Origin of the sequence: Halioglobus sp. HI00S01 (assembly GCF_001635445.1) — a bacterium.
GTDB classification, from domain to species: Bacteria; Pseudomonadota; Gammaproteobacteria; order Pseudomonadales; family Halieaceae; genus Halioglobus; species Halioglobus japonicus.
Genome location: NZ_LWEE01000265.1, coordinates 45,125 through 64,366, shown reverse-complemented (window position 1 = coordinate 64,366; position 19,242 = coordinate 45,125). Strand labels below are relative to the sequence as shown.

Genomic DNA, 19,242 nt, shown 5'->3' with positions numbered 1-19,242 from the left:
CCTAGGATCTCGACGAACGCGGCCGCAGGCCCTGATCGATTAATGCACGCAGTTTGTCGGCGTAAGCAGGATCAGTGGCATAGCCGGCTTCTGACAGCGCTTGGACGGCCTCGTCCAGCGATTCAGCGGCCCTGACTCTCTCGTAGCGGTCGCTTTCGCCCATTATCCGTGCGTAGTCCTGAAACGCTGCCTGCAAAGACTGGTAGACCCTGAAGCGAGCATTCACCTCGGCACGACGCCCACCGATATACTCGTGCGTCTCGACAGTAACACGCTCTCCGCGCCACTGCGGATCGGCTTTAATGCCAAAAATATTGTGCCCGTCACTACCGTCCAAACGCTCTATTCTGCGACGCCCCCAGCCCGTTTCGAGAATGGCTTGAGCAACTATCAGCTCACTGGGAATACCACTTTTCCGTGCCGCCGACCGCGCGTAGGGCGTAATGCGATCCACGAAGGCATCCGGACTCTCGCCATCGTCCTCTGCGCCTGGCACAGCATCCATCGGCAGCGGGCTTATTGGTTCGACAGGCCTGGGGATTGAGGCAGGCATGCCCATAGAACGAACTGGCCAAGCTGCACGCGGCGACGGCATTTTAGCCAGAGTTTCTCGGGCCGCGGGTACCGTCGATCCGGCGTAGGTAAGCTGCTCAACCAACATGTCGGCCAGACCAATCCCGCGCTCAGAGAGATGCTGTGCCCATTGTTTATCCATCATCGATTCGTAGAACGACAAGTGATTGCTACGGCCGAGATCAGACTTGAGATACGCATCGCGCATTGTCGATAGCATCTTACCGAGGAAAATCGCTTCGAACTGCTTGGCAGTTTCCCGCAGCGAGCGTTCATAGTTACCATTTTTCGCGTCCCTGCTGAGCTGGCCTAGGCGGGCAATATCGAGGGCGTGCTGACTGGTCACATCAGGCAATGACATTAGATCACCTTCAACGAGGCGCGCAGTGAGCCGGCGGCTTTAAGCGCTTCCAATATCGACATGAGGTCCACTGGAGAAGCGCCCATGATATTCAAGGCGCTCACAACATCTGCCAATGCAGCGCCTTCCATCATATGCAGGGCGCCCTCACCCTGGTCAATGACAATCTCTGTATCGGGTGTAACAACAGTGCGACCGACATCTGCAAAAGGACCAGGCTGGCTAACACCATAACGTGTATCGATCGTAATCGAGAGATTGCCATGGGCGACCGCTGCCGGTCGCAGCGTGACCCGACTGTTCATCACGACAGAACCCGTGCGCGAATTGACAATTACCAGGCTGTCATCAATGCGCGGATCCACCTCGATATTTTCGATGGTCGCCATGAAGTTCACCAACTGCCCGGGCTGCTCCGGTGCAGACAGACGGATAGCACTGCCATCGACGGGGCGGGCGACCTGCTGGTCGAAAACCTCATTGATTCTTTTTGCAGCCAGGCGGGCATTGTCGAAATCGGGGCGCTTCAACTGCAGGGTCAGACTGCCATCGGAAGCCACGATATCCAGAGGCACCGTACGTTCCACCATACCGCCATCCGGAACTCTGCCACCGGCCAGCTGGTTAATCTGAACGCCGCTGCCTCCGGCCTCTACTCCAACACCACCGACATGTATATTGCCCTGACCGATGGCATACACCAGACCATCAACACCCTTAAGCGGCGTCATCAATAGCGAACCACCGCGCAGGCTTTGGGCATTGCCAATCGACGAAACATTGAGATCGATGGTCTGACCAGAACGCGCAAAGGGCGGGAGCTCAGCAGTGACAACAACAGCGGCGATATTGCGGAGCTGCATATTGGCGCCCTGCGGAATGGAGATACCTAACTGAGACAACATGTTTGCCAATGCTTGACCCGTAAAGGGGGCCTGCATGGTTCGGTCGCCTGTCCCGTCCAGCCCAACCACCAGGCCATAGCCGATCAATGCATTGCTGCGTACGCCAACGAAATCCGCAAGCTCACCAATACGCTCTGCACGACCGGCACCGGCATGCACAAGCAGCAGCAGACACAGCAGCAAGCGCGCCAGTATCGAAACATTGCCACTAACATACATCGTGCACGACTCCAGCTCTCAGCGAGCGACGAATTAATAAGGTGAAACGCTATTGAACAGCCGCTGCAACCAGCCCATACGCTGTGCCTCTGAAATATATCCCTTGCCGGTGTATTCGATTTGGGCATCAGCCACTTCCGACGACCTCACTGAATTATCCTCGTCCACTGAAAGGGGGTTGACCACACCCGAAAAACGCAAAAACTCTGCACCCTGGTTGATCAGTATTCTTTTTTCGCCGACGACATGTAGGTTGCCGTTGATCAGGACATCGGCAACGGTCACGGTTATCGTCCCAGTTAACCGGTTGCTGGCCTGGGCGCCACCACTACCGGCAAACTCACTACTCCCGGAGATATCAAAGCCCCAGCGATTCAACTCCTCAAGACCCTCCGGTGTCGCGGTGGTTACCAGTGCACCAGTCCCCTCGCGACTCGCCTGAGCGGAAGAGTTCTTGCTTGCACTCACCCGTTCATTAAGAACAATCGTGATGATGTCGCCCGGGCGACGCGGACGGCGATCCTCAAACAAGGGCATGTAGACACCCCGATCATGATAAATAGATCCATCGGCAACCGGGGCCTCCGGCTGCTGTATTTCAGCCTTGGGAAAGTTATCCGGCTGCGGGCTACCGGGCACTTGCGCGCAACTAGACACGAGCAGTGACACGATCAACAATGTATTACTGTGCCTATTCATCATTTGTTATCTCATCGCTTTAGAGCTGGGTGAGCCTAGCCAGCATTTCGTCACTGGTCTGTACAGCTTTACTGTTAATTTCATATGCTCGCTGAGTCTGGATCATACTCACCATCTCCTCCACAACATTCACGTTAGAGGTCTCTACAAAGCCCTGATAAATACGACCTGCGCCATCGAGGCCGGGGTTACTTTCTGTTGGCGTCCCGGATGCGGTCGTCTCTACGAAGAGGTTTTCGCCGATGGCCTGCAAACCAGCTGGGTTGACAAAGGTGGCTATCGACAATTGTCCCACCTGGTTACTGTTCACATTCCCCGGCGTGACCACAGACACGATGCCGTCCTGACTGATAGACAGCGATAGCGCGTTCTCCGGAATAAGAATGGCAGGTTCAATCGGGTAGCCGGACGCTGTTACCAACTGACCGTTCTCATCGACCTGGAAGCTACCGTCGCGCGTAAACGCGGTGTTGCCATCGGCCATCAGCACCTGAAAAAAGCCTTTGCCGTTAATCGCCAGGTCGCGGGAGTTGCCAGTTTCCTGCAGACTTCCCTGGGTGTGTAGCCGTTCGGTAGCCACCGGCCTTACCCCGGTACCCAACTGCAGGCCCGAGGGAATAGTGTCCTGACTGGTTGCGTCTGCGCCAGGTTGGCGCACCGTCTGATACAGAAGGTCCTCGAAGACGGCTCGCGATCGCTTAAAACCGTTGGTCGATACGTTCGCCAAATTGTTGGCAATGACGTCCATCTGTACCTGCTGTGCTTCCAGGCCTGTTCTCGATGTCCACAATGAGTTGATCATGCTAATACCTGTTTACTGTGTTAGCGCAGCGACAGCAGGTTGGCGGCACGCTGATCATTCTTTTCAACGTTCTGTATCACCTGCATCTGCATTTCGAACAGCCGTGCATAGCTCATCATCTCCACCATGCTTTTAACGGCACTTACATTGCTACCCTCCAGCGACTGAGTGGCGATTCTGGCCTCCTCGCTGGCGGGTAACATTCTTCCTGTCTTGGGCCTGAACAGGCCGTCTGCCTGACGGACCAAAACAGCCGTGGATGCATCCACCAGCTTGAGTCGACCTGCCTGGGTCACTGCATCCGGATCTTCACCGCTGCCGAGCGTGCTGAAGGTGCCGTCCTCACCAATGAATAAATCAGCCCCGAGCGGTAACTGCACCGGACCGCCATCGCCAAGCACCACAAAGCCTCCTGCGGTTAACTGCCCATTGCCATCAACCTGCAAGTCACCGCGACGTGTATAGGCTTCTGTGCCGTCAGCGCCACGCACCGCCAGCCATGCATCGTCTTTCAAGGCAATATCCAGGGTACGACCAGTGTACTGCACAGGGCCGGGTCCAAACTCGGAGCCCGGCGTCTGGGCGATCACCGAAACGCGGCTACCCAGGGTAGAGTTGTCGTTTACCGGCACTGAACGGAACGCGAGCAGTTGCTCTCTAAACCCTGTTGTCGCTACGTTAGCCAGGTTGTTGCTGATGACTGCCTGCGCATTCAACGACTGTTGCGCACCACTCATCGCGGTATATACCACTCTATCCACGGTTTATTACCTCAGGTTAACCACACTTTGGAGAACTTCATCCTGAACCTTAATCGTCTGGGTATTTGCCTGGTAATTACGCTGCGCAATAATCAGATTAACCAGCTCCCGGGTCAGATCGACATTCGAGTTTTCCACCACGCCCGAAGCCACAGTGCCGGCCAGCCCCACTCCGGGAGCGCCAATAATCGGCTGGCCAGAGGAGGTCGTTTCAGCCCAGGCATTGTCACCCACAGGCTCCAAGCCCTCTGCATTGGCGAAGTTGGCAATGACCAAAGTGGATATCACCCGGGTCTGGCCGTTGGAGTAATTACCCACAACATTACCCAACTCGTCGATCGCAATACCGACCAAACTGCCCGAGGTGTATCCGTCCTGGCTCAATGCAGTAAGTTCAAAGTCATTGCCGAATTGCGTGGTACCGTCCAACTGCAGAGCCATATCAAGATCAGTAACACCACCACCGGGAGAGAACTCAAAACTGTCAAGACCGGCAGTACTGCTGAGCAAGCCGTTGGCATCGAAATTAAGCGTGCCCGCGGCAGTGGCAATCTCTCCATCCCTGCCAACGCGAACCTCCCAGGTGTTGTCGCCCGTTTTGGTGTAATACAGCGTCGCGGCGTAATCGTTGCCCTGAGAGTCATAAATAGTCACGTTACTCGTGTAGGAATAAGTGCTGTCGTCAGTCGCGTCAAACGGCACTCCAAGACGATCGATTTCTAGCGTCGCCGCATCTAGGTTAAGCGTGGCGCTCACGGATGTGGTTGCAGAGGCCTCCAGCCCGCCAGTGGGTATGAAGATAGCTTCCGGGTCGCCACCAACTTTGCCGTCAGGGAAGCCAGTGAGCCTCGCACCCTGGGCATTGACGATGTAGCCATTGGCATCCATGTTGAGCTGACCGTTGCGCGAATACACCGTCTGGCCATTCTGGTCGAACCGGAGAAAGCCGGACCCGCTGATCGCTACATCGAGATTGCGCCCGGTGCTCTCCAGCGTACCCGAAGTAAATGTTTGCTGCACCGCAGCTACTTTGACACCCAGCCCTGCCTGAGCTCCGGCGTAGACATCAGCAAACAGCGTCCGACCGGCCTTGAACCCCACTGTCTGGGAGTTGGCAACATTGTTACCAATCACATCCAGGTTGGTGGCAGCGGCATTCAAACCGCTTAACGCTTGTGAAAATCCCATACTATTGTTCTCCCGCTGGCCTGCTCGCCAGCTGTTACTCGATCAAAGAATCTGCCTCACTTCACTCAACAACACCGGCTCCATAAGCCCACCAAGATCGAGCAAGGGCTCGCCTGAGGGGTCGATTGATACACCGTTAACCAGTGCAAAAGCCGTTAATTCAGTAGGTAACGTTCGGGTGCCGGTGCCGCGTGCCGTGACGCGAAGTTCATAGGCGCCCTGCGGTGCCGGGGCTCCACTCGTCAGCTGGCCGTCCCAGTTTAAGGTCCGTAAGCCTGCCTCTATGGGACCCAGCTCCAGACTGCGAACCACCTCGCCAGCCTCGCTGACAATCTCGACTGTCACCGACTCCGCCGCCTCTGTCAGCTCGATACCAAACGGCGTGGTCACGCCCTGATCCCCCACCAGTACCGTGTTACCAGGCACCATGACACCGCGACCAATCAACATAGACGCCTGCAGTTGCTGACCGGCATTGATCTGGCTGTCGATGTCCTGCAAGGTACGGTTCAAGTCTTCAATGCCGCTTACTGTATTAATTTGCGCCAGTTGAGATGTTAGCTCGGTATTCTCCAGAGGTTTGAGAGGGTCCTGGTTCTGCAGCTGGGCCACCAGCAATGTCATGAAGTTCGCTCCTATTGCATCTGACTCACCACGGGTGGGCTGCTGATCAGTCTGGTTAACCCTGGCAAGAACGCTGCTGTCATACACACTGGCTATAGGCATTAGTTCTCTCCCAGAGTGAGTGTCTTGAGCATCAGCTGCTTGGTGGTATTCATGACTTCGACACTCGCCTGATACGATCTGGATGCGGCCATCATGTCGACCATTTCATGGACCGGCTCCACATTCGGCTTGCGGATATTGCCTTCAGCATCGGCTAGCGGGTGATCGGGACGATACTCTGAGGCAAACGGTTTGTTGCTGTGCACAATTCCTACCGTTTGCACCCCTCCCATGCCGCCAGCCTGACTTTCGAAGATGAGATGCCTAGCCCGATAAGGCTCTCGACCGGGGCCGGCAACGCTACCGGAATTGGCCATATTGCTAGCGGCCACATTCAGGCGCTGAGATTGTGCTGCCAGGGCAGAACTGGAAATATTAAATATGGAGAACATCGTACTCACCTCTCTACCGTTGCCTTATTACGCTATTCCGACTGCATGGCTGTTCTCAGCCCTTTCAGATAGCTGTTGGCCAGCGTCAACGCTGCCTGATAACGAACCGAGTTATCGAGAAACTCCGCTCTCTCTTGATCAATATCCACACTGTTGCCATCGATCGAGGCCTGGCTCGGAATACGATAGAGCAGGTCGCTATTTCCGAACGAGGATTGGACAGGAGTTTCGAGTGCTATATGTCCTTTTACTTGTCGCACCGGGTGCGCGAATTGTCTGGGAACAAGTGAGTTGTCGGTTGCTTTGGACAAAGCGTCGGAGAAACGGATATCCGTCGCCTTGTAATTTGGCGTGTCTGCATTGGCAATATTGTTTGCCAAAAGGGTTTGCCGGTAGTGCCGCAAACCCAGATTCTGCTCATGAAACTGAAACATTGCATTGAGCTTGTCGTACATTGCCGTTCTCCCACCACTCATCACTACGACTCAAGCTTAGGCCGAATCTGCCGATAACAATGCGTGGATAAACGGCATTTTTATGTCGCTATCTCAGCCTTTCCCTGTACTTAATGCGCTTACACTGCAAAGCATAATCAACCGCCCCGGTAGTCAGCCATGAGCGCAACCGTTTGTATATATAAAGGCAGAGCCTCCTCGGCAATCGCCTGTGTAGTGGCGCTCTCCTGCTACCTGGCGATGAACATGACAGCCGCGCTGGCTGCGAGCGCAACGGACATCCCGGCGAACGATCCACGCACCATTGCTAGAGAGCACATTGAGACGGAATTAGCCCATGTCGGCACCACTGTCTCTGCCACACTGCTTCCCAGTCGCCACGATCTTAGTGACTGCGCCAACCCGGTTGCCTTTCTGCAGAGCAAAAAATTCAATGCTAATGGCCGGCTTTTCGTGGGCCTGCAATGCCAGGGCGCTCAAGAGCGAACGGTCTTTCTTCCCGCCCAAATCAATGTTCAGGGCGCGTATCTGGTGGCTACGACGTCGATCAAGCAGGGCACGCTGGTGACACCCGCGATGCTAGAAGTCCGCAAGGGCGAGCTGACATCCATGATCGAATCTACATTTTCAGAACCATCTGATGCCATTGGTAAAATGGCAGCGCGCAATATAGAGCGTGGCGGGATTATCAAGCGCGCCTATCTACAGCAGGCTCTACTGGTCAGGCGTGGCCAGCCAGTGTTCTACGAGATCATTGGCAGCGGTTTCAGAATCAGTGGTCGGGGCGAAGCCTTACAAGAAGGTCACGCCGGCGACCTGGTGAATGTGCGCACCGAAGGCAGCAAATTACTCGCCGGACGACTGAGCCCCGAGGGCGTGGTAAAAGTCAGTTTCTAGTTAGCAACCAGTCCCACTAGAGCGCCAAACGCAATAGACTAAAGTCTTTCCCAGTCTCGCCGATAGTCACTTTAGAACCCTTTAAATGTAGAGGCCGCGACAATGAAGATTAACAACACCAGCCCACCGGTGCCCTTACCCCTAAACAATCAAGGTAAGGCAGGACCGGCTCGCGAGGTAAGCAGCGGTACTCCCGGTACCGGCTCGACCAGTGCCAAGCTATCCAGCGAACTGCAGCAGAAACTCAGCGACTCCAGCTTCGACGTCAGCAGTCTGAGAGTTAACGAGGTACGTCAGGCTATTGTCGAAGGACGTTTGCAAATTAATCCGGAAAGGATAGCTGAGGGCTTGATCAACAACTTCAAAGGAAAGTAAGCAATGGATTCGCAATCTGACAGTGCCTTACAGGCGCTTAGTGCCAAATGTAACGAGTTAACTGCTCTGGAAGATATTCTTACCCAAGAGCGTTCTGAGTTGTGCAGGATCAACCCTGACGGCGAGCAACTTCTTAGGATCGCAGAGCGCAAACAGACCTATTTTCATTCACTGGTTCAGATAGAAGAGCAATTGGCTACGATTCAGGAAGAAGTTGACTTGGCATCGATGAATGATGCGACCCCCGATAACGAGAGCCTGATGAAAGTTCAACTGCTCAACGACCTACACGACAAGGCTGTCGTTGTCAGCCAGTTAAACAAGGGTAATGGCCTGATGATCCATGAGCGGATGTTGAGCAATGAGCGCATTCTGGAGTTCATTCGCGACGCCAATCATAATTGGATATACGGTCCTGAAGGCACCACGGCACCCTATGAATCGCATATATCCTCCCATGCCTGACTCTGCACCACTACTGGCCATGCGCGCCATCTATGCGAGCAATCTAGAACTGACTGCCATCGAACCACTGCTCGAAGCCAACCAGGACCGGCACTCCAGGCTCGCCGCCATCGAACTGATCAACGAAGAATACAGCGATCTCATCGAAGGACCTGCGCAACGTTCAGCGCCGATCTTTCTGCCGGCACAACTTGCCAGCACGCTGCCCCCGGGGCTCTCGACAGAGTTGTTCGTGCCTGTTCTGAGCCCCCTGCAAGCCCAGGACAGCGATATCCAGGACGTATTTCAACGTCTCGCAGACGCGGGTTACCGCCTTGCCCTAGAAGTCTCTGATGCACATCCACCACCCCCGGTTTCCTGGCTGCAGCAAGCCCACATCATCAAACTACAGTACGGTGCACAGGGCATGAAGGGCGCCCAAAAAATCGCCCAGGTGGCACAACAGTACGACCTTGAACTCGCTGTAGACAACGTACCCGGCCATGAGGAATTCCTGGCCCTCCAGGAACTCGGCTACTGCTTCTTCTCCGGAATTCTTCTCGATAAACCCGGCTGCGCCAGCGGTGGTCAACTCAGTAACAACAGGATGACGCTTCTGCAGTTACTCAGCGCGCTACGCGACGATTCCACCAATGCCAGCGACATTGAAACCATCGTCCTCAACGATCCAGGCCTCACCTTCAAGATTCTCAGAATGGTCAATTCAGCGGCTCTGAGCCTGAGTCGCGAAGTGGATTCACTCGCCCACGCGGTAAACCTTCTGGGCGTTCAGCAGCTGCAGCGCTGGGTAAGCCTATTTCTGCTGGAAACCGCGCCTGGGCAACCCACGGAACTCTTCCGCGCATCATTGATCCGCGCTAGGATGTGCGAGATGCTCGCAGAGATGGCGGACAGGGACCAACCGCTGACCTATTTCCTCACCGGCTTGCTATCAAATCTTGATCTCATCGCAGAAATCCCCATGGACGAGCTCGTCGACCAACTACCGCTCAATCAGGAGATCCGCGATGCGTTGCTTGATAAGCGCGGGCCAATGGGGCAGGTCATCGGTGAAGTAGCGCATTACGAAGCCGGTGAATTCGAGCAACTCACCTACCTGATTCCCAAGGCGCACTACGAGCCCTGCTATCGCCACTGCAATGCCTGGGCCACCCAGATACAGCGGTCCCTAAGTCACTGAGCTAAGTCACTGAGCCCGCAGCCCATGGCACCTGGTAACAGAACGCACCGTAGAACTGACATTGCATATCGATGATAGTCAGCTATCGTTATCTTGATAATTAGTGAACAAGGATTGGCCACTCCCGGCACGTATTTACAATGTCCGAGCGTGTATCCACCCATTTGTTACACCAACTGTGATCTACGAAGCCGCCCATGAAGATTCCCGCTCGCCCGATCAACGAGGATGCCAGACTAGCGTCGCTGGATAAGCTGCACATTCTGGACACCCAGAACGAAGAACGCTACGAACGTATAGTTCGCCTTGCGGGCATCGTTTTTGACGCTTCGGTTTCCTCCTTTGCGCTTGTCGATCGAGATCGGGTCTGGTTCAAAGCCAGTGTAGGTTTCGTTGACCAAGGGAGTGAACGCGCCCGGGACTTTGCCTTTGCCGCCCACGCACTTCTCAGCGAAGAGCCGCTCATTGTGCCAGACACCCTGGAAGACCCACGTTTTCACACCAACACCTCAGTCACCGGTCCAATGAAGATTCGCTCCTATATAGGACAAGCGATCAAGGCGCCGGACGGTCACAACATTGGTGTACTGAACATTGCCAGCCGCGCCCCCATTACCGCACTGACCTCCCAACACTATGATGCCTTGAGATTGTGCCGTGCCATGCTTGAGGAGGAGTTGGAACGGAGTCCAACGTTCGACGTAGGCCCTCAACAGCCCGAATCCCATCAAGAGCAAACGCTCACGCCCATATGGCGTGGCCTGATGCTGACTGGAAACGACGCGAAGATCCTGCTCGATCAGAACATGCGCCTGCTCGATTACAACGGCACCGCCACAGAGTATTTTCTGCTGGACCAAGACCACATAGGTGATAATTTCCTAGCGGTGGAAAACTTACTCAGTTACCCCGGTCTGCAGCAGGACATCGGCGAAGTCATAACTCACGGTGTGGCGTTGGAACGCAGGATCAAATGCATACGGGGTCGGTACCTGATCTGCCAGATAACACCCTATCGGCAACCTAAGGAGTCCCGCTTTGGCGTCATTATCGGTCTACAAGACATAAGTATCATGAGACGCCATCGATTACTGGCAGCGGTCATCAACAAACTGCCCGGGAATATTGCTCTGATTGATCGCAGTGGAAATATTATTTTCACGAATGCCGCCTGGGACAGTTTCGCGAGACGCAATGGTGCTCCCATGTCGATGGGCGTCGCGGAGGGCGTTAACTATCTCGAGGTCTGTGACAATGCAGAGCCCGATGAGGCGAAATTAATCGGCGACGCCATTCGTGATGTAATCAGCGGACAGCGCAGTCGATTCTCCCACATGTACACATGCACAACAAGCGAGGGCGATCTAACCTTTCATATGAGCGTCAATGCTACACACGCCTTAGATGGCGCGGCGGTGATCTGTCATCTTGACGTGACAGACTGGGCGGATCAAGGGCACTCCAGACGAAGCGACCTGACCCTGACCAGGCACGAATAGCCTACGCTTCGCTGCGATTACTTGAGTTCACTAGACGATTTACCCAGCACCCCCCGGGCCACAATCAGTTGCTGAATCTGCTGCGTGCCCTCGAAAATATCAACGATCTTGGAGTCACGGGCAAACTTCTCCAGCAGGTGTTGCTCGCTGTAGCCAAGGCATTGACAAAGCTCCACACAACGCAGGGCAACCTCATTACCCATACGCCCCGCTTTGGCCTTGCACATAGAGGCTTCCACCGAGTTCGGCTGGCTGTTGTCAGCCATCCAGGCCGCTTTGAGGGTTAGCAGACGAGCGCCTTCCCACTCGGCTTCCATCTTATAAAGCTCTGCCTTGATGGCACTGACATTATCCGGTTTTTCCCGGTAGTCCAGCTCCACCCCTTCTTCGGCCAACAGTTCACGCGCCAGATCAAGGGCGGCGCGGCCTATGCCCAGCGCCATGGCCGCTACCGGCGGGCGGGTGTTATCAAACGTCTGCATAACACCGCCGAACGCTTTCTTGCGGCCGGCCGCATCTGCGGCAATCTCGGCGCTACCCAGCAGGTTCTCCATAGGAATACGACAATCGACGAAACTAATAGCCGCCGTATCCGAAGCCCGGATCCCCATCTTATGCTCCAGGCGCGTTACTTCGCAGCCGGGAGTCCCCTTCTCTACAATAAAGGATTTTATGGCGGCCTTACCCAGAGACTTGTCGAGGGTTGCCCACACCACCAGGGTGTCACTGAACTCGCCACCGGTGACGTAAATCTTCTCGCCATTGAGCACCCACTCATCACCATCGCGCACCGCAGTGGTTGATATGTTGGCCGAATCAGAGCCCGTGGAAGGCTCGGTAATACACATGGCGGCATAACTTTTGCCGTATTTCTCGCGCTGCTCGGCCGTACCTACTGCGTTAATGGCGGCGTTACCCAGCCCATTGGTGCGCATGCCGAGGAATAGACCAAGATCGCCCCAGGCAAGCCCCTGCAAACCAATGACAGCACCCATGTTGCCACCGTTAACGGTTTCACCAGCGGGGCGTTCCTGGCGGGCGTCNCCGGAACCGCCGGACCTGCCTGCCTCAAGCAGCTTTACCACTTCATCCATTTCTTGCGGGTAGGTGTGCTCTTCTCGGTCATATTTGCGCGAGTAAGGGCGCATCATGTGCTCCGCCAGCAAGCGCACATTTTCATAAAGCTTCTGATGCTGTTCAGACAACTCAAGCTGGATCATGGCTCTTTCTCCTATACACTCGCTACGCCGTCAAGCAAGGCGATTGATCGCATATTGCGATACCACATTTCCACCGGGTGCTCACGACAGTAACCGTGACCGCCCAGCAACTGTACGCCGTCGGTGCCTATCTGCATGGCATATCGACCACAGGCAACTTTGGCGAGATAGGCCTGCTCGTGAAACGCCTTGCCCTGCTCTGCCAGCGATGCGGCACGCCAGGTCATCAGGCGCATGGCTTCCAACTCGATCGCCATATCAGCGACCTTAAAAGCCACTGATTGGCGGTTGCTAATAGGCTCGCCAAAGGCCTCTCGTTCATTAACGTAGACCTTGGTGTAGTCTAGTACGCTCTGTCCAACGCCCACTGCGAGCGCGCAAATGCCTATCCGCGACAAGTCGACAAACCGCTGCAGGTCGAACTCGCCGGCACCGAGAATCGCCTCCGCAGGCAATGTCACATCGGTGAAATTCAGAGAGGCCAGTTGCAGAGACCGCAGGCCCATATGAGTTTCCGCTGCACGCGTCATGCCCTCAGGCGTGCCTTCTACGATAAACGCGGCCGCGCCCTCACCCTCCACGCTGGCGATCACCAGCAACAATTCGGCGTCAAGGCCCAGCGGCACCATGCATTTCTTACCGTTGAGTACATAGCCGCTCTCGGTTCGACGGGCAGTACAGGCCAGGTGCTCTGGATCAAAAGTCGCCCTGGGTTCCATTAATGCCGTGGTCGCCGGCACAAATATACCCTCACAGAACTTCGGCAGATACTGTTCGCGCTGCGCATCACTGCCCTGGTCCAGCAGTGTATTAACGAAAGCCTGAGGCATCACAGCGCCAAGCGCCAGTGACATATCGCCCCGGGCAAGGTCTTCCATAATCAGTGCATTGGACACCGGGCTGCGGCCCATACCCGANCCGCCGAGTGCCTCTGGGATGGGCAACATGGTCAGCCCCAGTTCTGCCGCCTGGGCATAGAAACCGACTGGCAACTCGCCTGAAACATCCGCGGACTTTGCCAAAGCGCGCATATCGTTGTCCGCCAGTCGCTGCAGGGTATCCCTGAACATGAGCTGCTCTTCACTCAGGGTCAGGTCAAACATCGGGGCTTGCTGTGGCTCGCTCATCATTGATCTCACTTATCGGTTACGGCCGAGTTTCTCGTGGGCATCCACCCATTCATTGGTCCCTGTTTCCTTGTCGGTCTTGGTGGCGGAGACGAGTGACAACTCGCCCGCCACAACCAACCCGGCTGCGATTTCAAGCAGTTTGTAAGCTTTACCCTTGCCATAACAGCCCATTAGCTCCAGGCACTCGCGCTGTGTGGCAAGGCCGGTACCGCCACCGTAAGTCGCCATAATCAATGCCGGCAGTGTCACGGAATAATAGAGATCGCCCGCGGTGTTCACATAGCTGTACACGGAGCACTGGTTCGCCTCACCAATGGTAGCCATGTCCTGGCCCGTCGCCATAAACAGGGCCGCCAGGCCATTGGCCGGGTGTGCCGCGTTATTGGATGCGCCAGTAAGAAAAGCAGCCAGCGTATTCACACCGGTACTATTGCGCAAGTGCTCGGGCGTCGTCCGCAGCACATCCGACAACACTTGGCGAGGGATGGTAATTTCCGCCGTCACCTTCCGACCCCGCCCTTTCAGGGAGTTTACAAACGATGTCTTCTTTTCGGTGTCCATACCGCCGGACAAACCGTAGGTGCGCAGCTTGGGGTAGTTGGCCCGAATCCACTCACAGGCAACGAATGTGGCACCGCCAGTCATATTTTGGCCCGCTGCGTCGCCAGTGCTGTAGTCAAAGCGCGTGTAGACCATGTTGTGTACCGGGTACTGCTCGATCTCCAGCAGCTTACCCACTGAGGTGGTGGATTCCGCCTGGGCCTTGATCGCCGCAAAATTGTCGCGAACCCAGTTACCAAAGTCGCGGGCATCGCGCGCATTCTTGAACATGAATACCGGTGCACGCTGCATCGCCTCGCCCATAACGGTGGTGATCACACCGCCGCTCTCGCGGATGACTCGCATACCGCGGTTATAACTTGCAACCAACGTACCTTCGATCGTTGCCATTGGGACGTAAAAATCACCCTGGGCGTGCTCACCATTAACCACCAGCGGGCCCGCCACACCAATGGGCACCTGAGCCACGCCGAACAGTTGTTCACAGTTGCCGGCCATGCTCTCGGGGTCGAAGGTAAAACCCTTGGTGTGATGCAGCGTTGTGCCGGCCCTGTCTTCCAGAAATGCCTGGCGCTCGGCAATCATCTCCGGTGTGTAGTCGTTTCCCTTACTGCGGGGGATTTTTGTGCTCATCGCTTACTCCATATAGACGACGTCAACATTTAATCGTAAGATACGCCATTATATTGACAGTGTCAATATAACGGCTACGTACATGAAGAAGCGCCTGCCCTTCACGCGACTAAGAGGTTGCCGGCTGCTCGGGGCGAGGCAGGCGACAGCGCTACTTGCCATCCCGGCAGCATAAGGTAGATTGCCACGCGTTTGCTGACCGTTGTCAGCGTCTGCTCGGCAATCAGATGCGCATTACATCGCAGTGCTTCAGGTCACAGTTGGGCTAAACTACTTCGGCCGCGCAAGCGGCGAATCGCTGCCATAGGAAATATGAATGCAGGACGACCTATACGTAATCGCGTGGGAGACAGGCTTTAGCCCCACGCCCATGCCCACCTGGACTGACAGGCCAGGCGCGGTGAACCCCTACGAAGACGCGCGAAACGAGAGCATTACCCGCGTAGACATTCCCGAGGTGCCCGGCGCATTCCAGCTGCTCAATGTTCTCAGCGAGCAAGAGGCCGACAATATTGTTTCCATCGCCGAGTCGCTGGGATTTCACGAAGATTCGCCGGTATCACTGTCCCACGATGTGCGGCACAACGAGAACATGAACTGGGTCGTCAGCGAGCACATCGACGGCACGCTGTGGGAGCGCTCCCAGGCGCTGATCAGCGAGAGCGTTGGCGGCCAGCACCCAACCGGGCTCAACGCGCGCTTTCGATTTTACCGCTACGGGCCAGGTGACTTCTTCAGCCCTCACACCGATGGCGCATGGCCTGGTAGCCGCGTCATTGACGGCAAACTCATCGCCGATGCCTATCCCGGCCAGTACAGCCAGTTCACCTACCTCATCTTTCTCAGCGATGATTATGAAGGGGGAAAGACACAGTTTTTGGTGAGCAAATCTGATGCGAGCCAACCAGCCACCCACAATGAAGATATCAATGTGGTCAGCGTTCATACTCCCAAGGGCGCCGTGCTGTGCTTTCCCCACGGCACTCACTCCCAGCATTGCGTTCACGCCGGCGAAAAGATCCGCAGTGGCGTGAAGTACATCGTTCGTACGGAAATACTATTCGCTTAAGAGGGTCTTCGCCTGATTCAGTTTTGCCTGCATGGCGAGCACCAAGTCGCGCAATGCATCCACTGACACGCCAGCGTCGATTGCCTCGGGCAGGCGCACATTGAAGTCGACCTCAAGGTCTTCCGTTAGTTCGGCATCGCGCTTCTCGATCTCATCTTCAATGCTCTCGAACTGTTCGGCATAAGCTGCCGTGGCAATATTCCGGGCCTGCTCAGGCAATTGTTCCGCGTACTTCGCGAGGACCCGATCCAGGCGCTGCTTGATAACGTCAATCGTTTCAGTGGGTGAGTCCGCCGAGGTCGCTGTGTATTCAGGCAGCAGGCCGCGTTCCTGATATTGCGCTGCGACCTTTACCGCGCCCAGTGACTGCCAGAGTACACTCTCAAGTGACGCCTGCGTCGCCCGCACATCGGCCTCAGGCTTGCCTTCATCTATCGCCGTCTTAACGGCGAATAGCCCTTGCCAGATACTAGCGTAGAGCGGGATATAGTGCGTTTCTATTGCTGAATGAAAATCCACGGCTTCCCAGTGATCGACAATGGCATCGGTACCGGCGGCAACGCTCCCTTTGGTCTCGTAGGTAGAGATAATGCCGTCGATTTTGCCGATGAGCCACACCACTTCTTCCGTGTACTCATCAACGTGTTCAGACAGTGCATTAACGTGATCACCAACGGCGCCGCTCGCACTTACACGAGTGGCCAAGAGCGCCACCAACATGCCAACACTCAACAGTTTCCAGGTCCTGGTCAGCGCCAACATTCAAACCCCCAATACTTAATTGCGAATAATATTCATTTACAATCAAGCATAGCGGCTACATGTGCATAGATAAAGCACAAATTTTGCGATTCAATGCGCGGCTGTGAAAACTCCCCCGGAATGAGGACGCGGCAACATCGCCTGCGGAGATGGCCGGGCTGAACCTCGCGGCCAATTAGCTAAGCAAGGACTTGGCCGCGCCCATCAGCCCACCCAGGCCACCTACAGATTCCAGTAGAGCCCCACCGCTGCTCGACTGATCCATCAGCTGAGGCAATACCTCAGCCAGCCCGTTTGCAGCAGTGCCGGTGTCTGTACCGATACTGCCGGCGAAATCGGCCATCGGGCCCTCGCCCATTAACCCAGTCAAACTCTCTGCGCTGATGGGGGAATTTGCACCGTCACCCAACCAAGAGTTAACGATGTTGCCCAGTTCACCACTGCTCGCCATCTTGCTGGCGAGGCCTGCCAGGTCAACATTGCCCTGACCATCGCCCAAAAGCGTGCTTAGCGCACTCCGAATGGTCGCCTCATCAATTTGCAGTCCCAGTTTTTGTGACAATAACTGGGCACCCATTTGCACAATATCCATCACTTCCTCCCCGTTGCACCGGTAAGTGTCACTCAAGCATAGACGAATTCCCCGAGCCCGCGAATCAAAAATGCAACCGTCAGCCCACCGCCCATTTCGCGAGCCATCACTTCCTATCCTATAGTGAGGGTCACACAACAATCCGGGGGGAACAGCATCAATGAACGGATTACTATGCGTGCTAACAGCCTTGCTAACCGTGGCAGCCTACAGCGTGAGCGATGTCAATGTACCCGCTATTAGTAGCGGCAGTGATCGACTCGCGGGAAAAATCGTGTGGCATGAACTAGTGACCGACACGCCGGCAGAGACAGAACGTTTTTACGCGACTTTACTGGGCTGGGAATTTCGCTCCTTGCCCGACGCCAACATCAATTATCGAATGATTTACAACCAGGGCCGTCCCATCGGCGGCATGATAGACCAGACACAGCTGGCCACCTCCGCTGACATCTCCCAGTGGGTTTCGCTGCTATCGGTTTACGATATTGCCGCGGCGACTGATGCTGTGGCCAACAGCGGCGGTACGGTTTATACACCCCCGACTTCACTCGGTGATCGCGGCGACATCGCCACGGCAGCGTCGGTATCTCCAGCGGCTATAGCTCCTGGAGAGGCCGCGGCTATGGCAGCGGTATCCATACCAGCATCTCGCTGGGCGGACGAATTCTATAATCGCGTCACACCCGTTTGGCACTGGGCCGATAAGGCTCAGGCCTTAACGGGCGCCAACGCCTCCAGCTCCGCAGCCAGGTATTGCGCGAGTTGCAACATGGCGTAGCGCTCGGCCACAGCCTCCGCATCGGAGTTGTAGTTGGTATTGGTGTTTACGTCATAGGCGTAGATCTGACCAGCGTCATCCTCAATCGCTTCAATCCCTGCCACCTGAATATTGTTGGCCTGCAGGAACGCTTCGTATTGGTCGATAAATTCAGGGTGGTAGTCAGTGAGAATTTCAAACTTGGCCTTGGGCTCCTCGGGCTGCCCCTCCACCGGACAAAACATGGTGTCGATGCTGCAGGCGTCCGCCGGGCAGAGTTCAAACCCCTCTGAGGTATCAATTTTCACTGCGTACAAAAATTTCCCGCCGATAAATTCGTGGCGAATAATGTGCGGGGTGGGGGCCTTGATGTACTGCTGGATTAGCGTGGTACCGTCCACCGGGGCATCGTACGCGGGACTATAGAGATAATCTTCCAGGGCCGCGATGGAGTGAAACAGTTGTACCCCCTGCCCCTTGCCAGCGCGATTGTGCTTGGTGATAAAGCTATCCATACCCAGTTGTCGGGCCGCTTCAACCACGTTATCCCTGCCAACAGCGGCCAGTGTTCTCGGCGTGGCAATGCCCGCCTCATTCAACGCCATGTACTGGTTAACCTTGCTCACTTCCAGGCGCAGAGCGCGGCTGCCGTTAATCACTACCCGTCCATGGCGCTCAAGCCACGCCAATACACTTTCGGTGAATTCCGGCGCGTAGCGGTGATCGCGCGTATGCGAAGACGCACTGATTCGACTGTAAAACACGCCCTCAGGTGGCGCTTTTGACAAATCCAGAAGCCCCTGATCGAGGTGCCACATTTCATAGGGCACACCCAATTCCTCGAGCCTGACCTGCAGGTGCGAGGTCCATTCGTCGTGCTCGTGCAGCACATATACTTTCGGAGTAGAGGCGTTCATAGCCGCGCGCAGCGGTTGCGCTGGAAGTGCCGAATTCATACCAGTTTTGTCTCAGTTCAGGGGAGAAGCGGGCCTGTGGTTGTGCAGGTATACGCAGGGAG

22 protein-coding genes are annotated in these 19,242 nt (G+C 55.6%); 7 read left to right on the top strand and 15 right to left on the bottom strand.

Annotated elements, in window-relative coordinates:
- Position 1: 1 nt before the first annotated feature.
- Genes flgJ through flgB form a run of 9 tightly spaced genes read right to left on the bottom strand, consistent with a single transcriptional unit; the run spans position 2 to position 7,081 of the window.
- Positions 2–934 (bottom strand): flagellar assembly peptidoglycan hydrolase FlgJ, encoded by a 933-nt coding sequence (gene flgJ, locus A3709_RS17760; RefSeq protein WP_066057656.1) that lies wholly within the window; start codon positions 932–934, stop codon positions 2–4.
- Entirely contained in the window at positions 934–2,058 is a 1,125-nt protein-coding gene (locus A3709_RS17755) for a flagellar basal body P-ring protein FlgI (protein WP_066057653.1), read from the bottom strand. Before A3709_RS17755 ends, flgJ begins: the two co-directional genes overlap by 1 nt.
- Positions 2,059–2,091: 33 nt before the next feature.
- Complete coding sequence (locus tag A3709_RS17750) at positions 2,092–2,760, bottom strand: flagellar basal body L-ring protein FlgH (RefSeq protein WP_197484274.1); 669 nt, start codon at positions 2,758–2,760, stop codon at positions 2,092–2,094.
- A gap of 16 nt (positions 2,761–2,776) precedes the next feature.
- A complete protein-coding gene (gene flgG, locus A3709_RS17745; protein WP_066057650.1) occupies positions 2,777–3,559 on the bottom strand; it encodes a flagellar basal-body rod protein FlgG in 783 nt (260 codons plus the stop codon).
- Between the two features lie 20 nt (positions 3,560–3,579).
- On the bottom strand, positions 3,580–4,320 hold the full coding sequence (locus tag A3709_RS17740) for a flagellar basal body rod protein FlgF (protein WP_066057647.1): 741 nt from the start codon (positions 4,318–4,320) through the stop codon (positions 3,580–3,582).
- A 6-nt stretch (positions 4,321–4,326) separates the two neighbouring features.
- Entirely contained in the window at positions 4,327–5,508 is a 1,182-nt protein-coding gene (gene flgE, locus A3709_RS17735; protein ID WP_066057644.1) for a flagellar hook protein FlgE, read from the bottom strand.
- A 42-nt stretch (positions 5,509–5,550) separates the two neighbouring features.
- Complete coding sequence (locus A3709_RS17730) at positions 5,551–6,234, bottom strand: flagellar hook assembly protein FlgD (protein WP_066057641.1); 684 nt, start codon at positions 6,232–6,234, stop codon at positions 5,551–5,553.
- Positions 6,234–6,626 (bottom strand): flagellar basal body rod protein FlgC, encoded by a 393-nt coding sequence (gene flgC / locus A3709_RS17725; protein WP_066057638.1) that lies wholly within the window; start codon positions 6,624–6,626, stop codon positions 6,234–6,236. Before flgC ends, A3709_RS17730 begins: the two co-directional genes overlap by 1 nt.
- A gap of 32 nt (positions 6,627–6,658) precedes the next feature.
- On the bottom strand, positions 6,659–7,081 hold the full coding sequence (gene flgB / locus A3709_RS17720; protein ID WP_066057636.1) for a flagellar basal body rod protein FlgB: 423 nt from the start codon (positions 7,079–7,081) through the stop codon (positions 6,659–6,661).
- Between the two features lie 159 nt (positions 7,082–7,240).
- Between flgB and flgA the strand changes: the two genes are divergently transcribed.
- The 5 genes from flgA (at position 7,241) to A3709_RS17695 (ending at position 11,497) form a co-directional block, all read left to right on the top strand.
- A complete protein-coding gene (gene flgA, locus A3709_RS17715; RefSeq protein ID WP_082850189.1) occupies positions 7,241–7,978 on the top strand; it encodes a flagellar basal body P-ring formation chaperone FlgA in 738 nt (245 codons plus the stop codon).
- 102 nt (positions 7,979–8,080) lie between these two features.
- A complete protein-coding gene (gene flgM, locus A3709_RS17710) occupies positions 8,081–8,353 on the top strand; it encodes a flagellar biosynthesis anti-sigma factor FlgM (RefSeq protein ID WP_066057630.1) in 273 nt (90 codons plus the stop codon).
- A gap of 3 nt (positions 8,354–8,356) precedes the next feature.
- Positions 8,357–8,818 (top strand): flagellar export chaperone FlgN, encoded by a 462-nt coding sequence (gene flgN, locus A3709_RS17705; RefSeq protein WP_066057627.1) that lies wholly within the window; start codon positions 8,357–8,359, stop codon positions 8,816–8,818.
- A complete protein-coding gene (locus A3709_RS17700) occupies positions 8,811–9,998 on the top strand; it encodes an EAL and HDOD domain-containing protein (RefSeq protein ID WP_066057624.1) in 1,188 nt (395 codons plus the stop codon). The genes flgN and A3709_RS17700 overlap by 8 nt, the downstream gene beginning before the upstream one ends.
- A 197-nt stretch (positions 9,999–10,195) precedes the next feature.
- On the top strand, positions 10,196–11,497 hold the full coding sequence (locus A3709_RS17695) for a PAS domain-containing protein (RefSeq protein WP_066057621.1): 1,302 nt from the start codon (positions 10,196–10,198) through the stop codon (positions 11,495–11,497).
- A 17-nt stretch (positions 11,498–11,514) separates the two neighbouring features.
- Here A3709_RS17695 and A3709_RS17690 read toward each other — a convergent pair whose 3' ends face one another.
- From A3709_RS17690 to A3709_RS17680, 3 genes are all read right to left on the bottom strand, one after another.
- Positions 11,515–12,717 carry an acyl-CoA dehydrogenase family protein gene (locus tag A3709_RS17690; RefSeq protein WP_156507838.1) on the bottom strand — a complete coding sequence of 401 codons (1,203 nt, stop codon included), beginning with the start codon at positions 12,715–12,717 and terminating at the stop codon, positions 11,515–11,517.
- An 11-nt stretch (positions 12,718–12,728) separates the two neighbouring features.
- Positions 12,729–13,844 (bottom strand): acyl-CoA dehydrogenase family protein, encoded by a 1,116-nt coding sequence (locus tag A3709_RS17685; protein ID WP_066058522.1) that lies wholly within the window; start codon positions 13,842–13,844, stop codon positions 12,729–12,731.
- A 12-nt stretch (positions 13,845–13,856) separates the two neighbouring features.
- Positions 13,857–15,041 carry a hydroxymethylglutaryl-CoA reductase gene (locus A3709_RS17680; RefSeq protein WP_066057617.1) on the bottom strand — a complete coding sequence of 395 codons (1,185 nt, stop codon included), beginning with the start codon at positions 15,039–15,041 and terminating at the stop codon, positions 13,857–13,859.
- 316 nt (positions 15,042–15,357) lie between these two features.
- On the opposite strand from A3709_RS17680, the gene A3709_RS17675 reads away from it, so the two are divergent.
- Positions 15,358–16,110: a 2OG-Fe(II) oxygenase gene (locus A3709_RS17675; protein ID WP_066057614.1), complete on the top strand. Its 753-nt coding sequence runs from the start codon at positions 15,358–15,360 to the stop codon at positions 16,108–16,110.
- Here A3709_RS17675 and A3709_RS17670 read toward each other — a convergent pair.
- Both A3709_RS17670 and A3709_RS17665 read right to left on the bottom strand, forming a co-directional pair.
- Positions 16,099–16,872, bottom strand: a complete 774-nt coding sequence (locus A3709_RS17670; protein WP_066057611.1) for a hypothetical protein — start codon at positions 16,870–16,872, stop codon at positions 16,099–16,101. The genes A3709_RS17675 and A3709_RS17670 overlap by 12 nt on opposite strands.
- 175 nt (positions 16,873–17,047) lie before the next feature.
- On the bottom strand, positions 17,048–17,464 hold the full coding sequence (locus A3709_RS17665) for a YidB family protein (protein ID WP_066057608.1): 417 nt from the start codon (positions 17,462–17,464) through the stop codon (positions 17,048–17,050).
- A 160-nt stretch (positions 17,465–17,624) separates the two neighbouring features.
- On the opposite strand from A3709_RS17665, the gene A3709_RS23430 reads away from it, so the two are divergent.
- Positions 17,625–18,245, top strand: coding sequence for a VOC family protein (locus A3709_RS23430; protein WP_156507837.1), 621 nt, complete (start codon positions 17,625–17,627; stop codon positions 18,243–18,245).
- Here A3709_RS23430 and A3709_RS17660 read toward each other — a convergent pair.
- Positions 18,176–19,180 (bottom strand): RimK family alpha-L-glutamate ligase, encoded by a 1,005-nt coding sequence (locus tag A3709_RS17660; RefSeq protein ID WP_231871230.1) that lies wholly within the window; start codon positions 19,178–19,180, stop codon positions 18,176–18,178. The genes A3709_RS23430 and A3709_RS17660 overlap by 70 nt on opposite strands.
- Positions 19,181–19,242 lie beyond the last annotated feature (62 nt).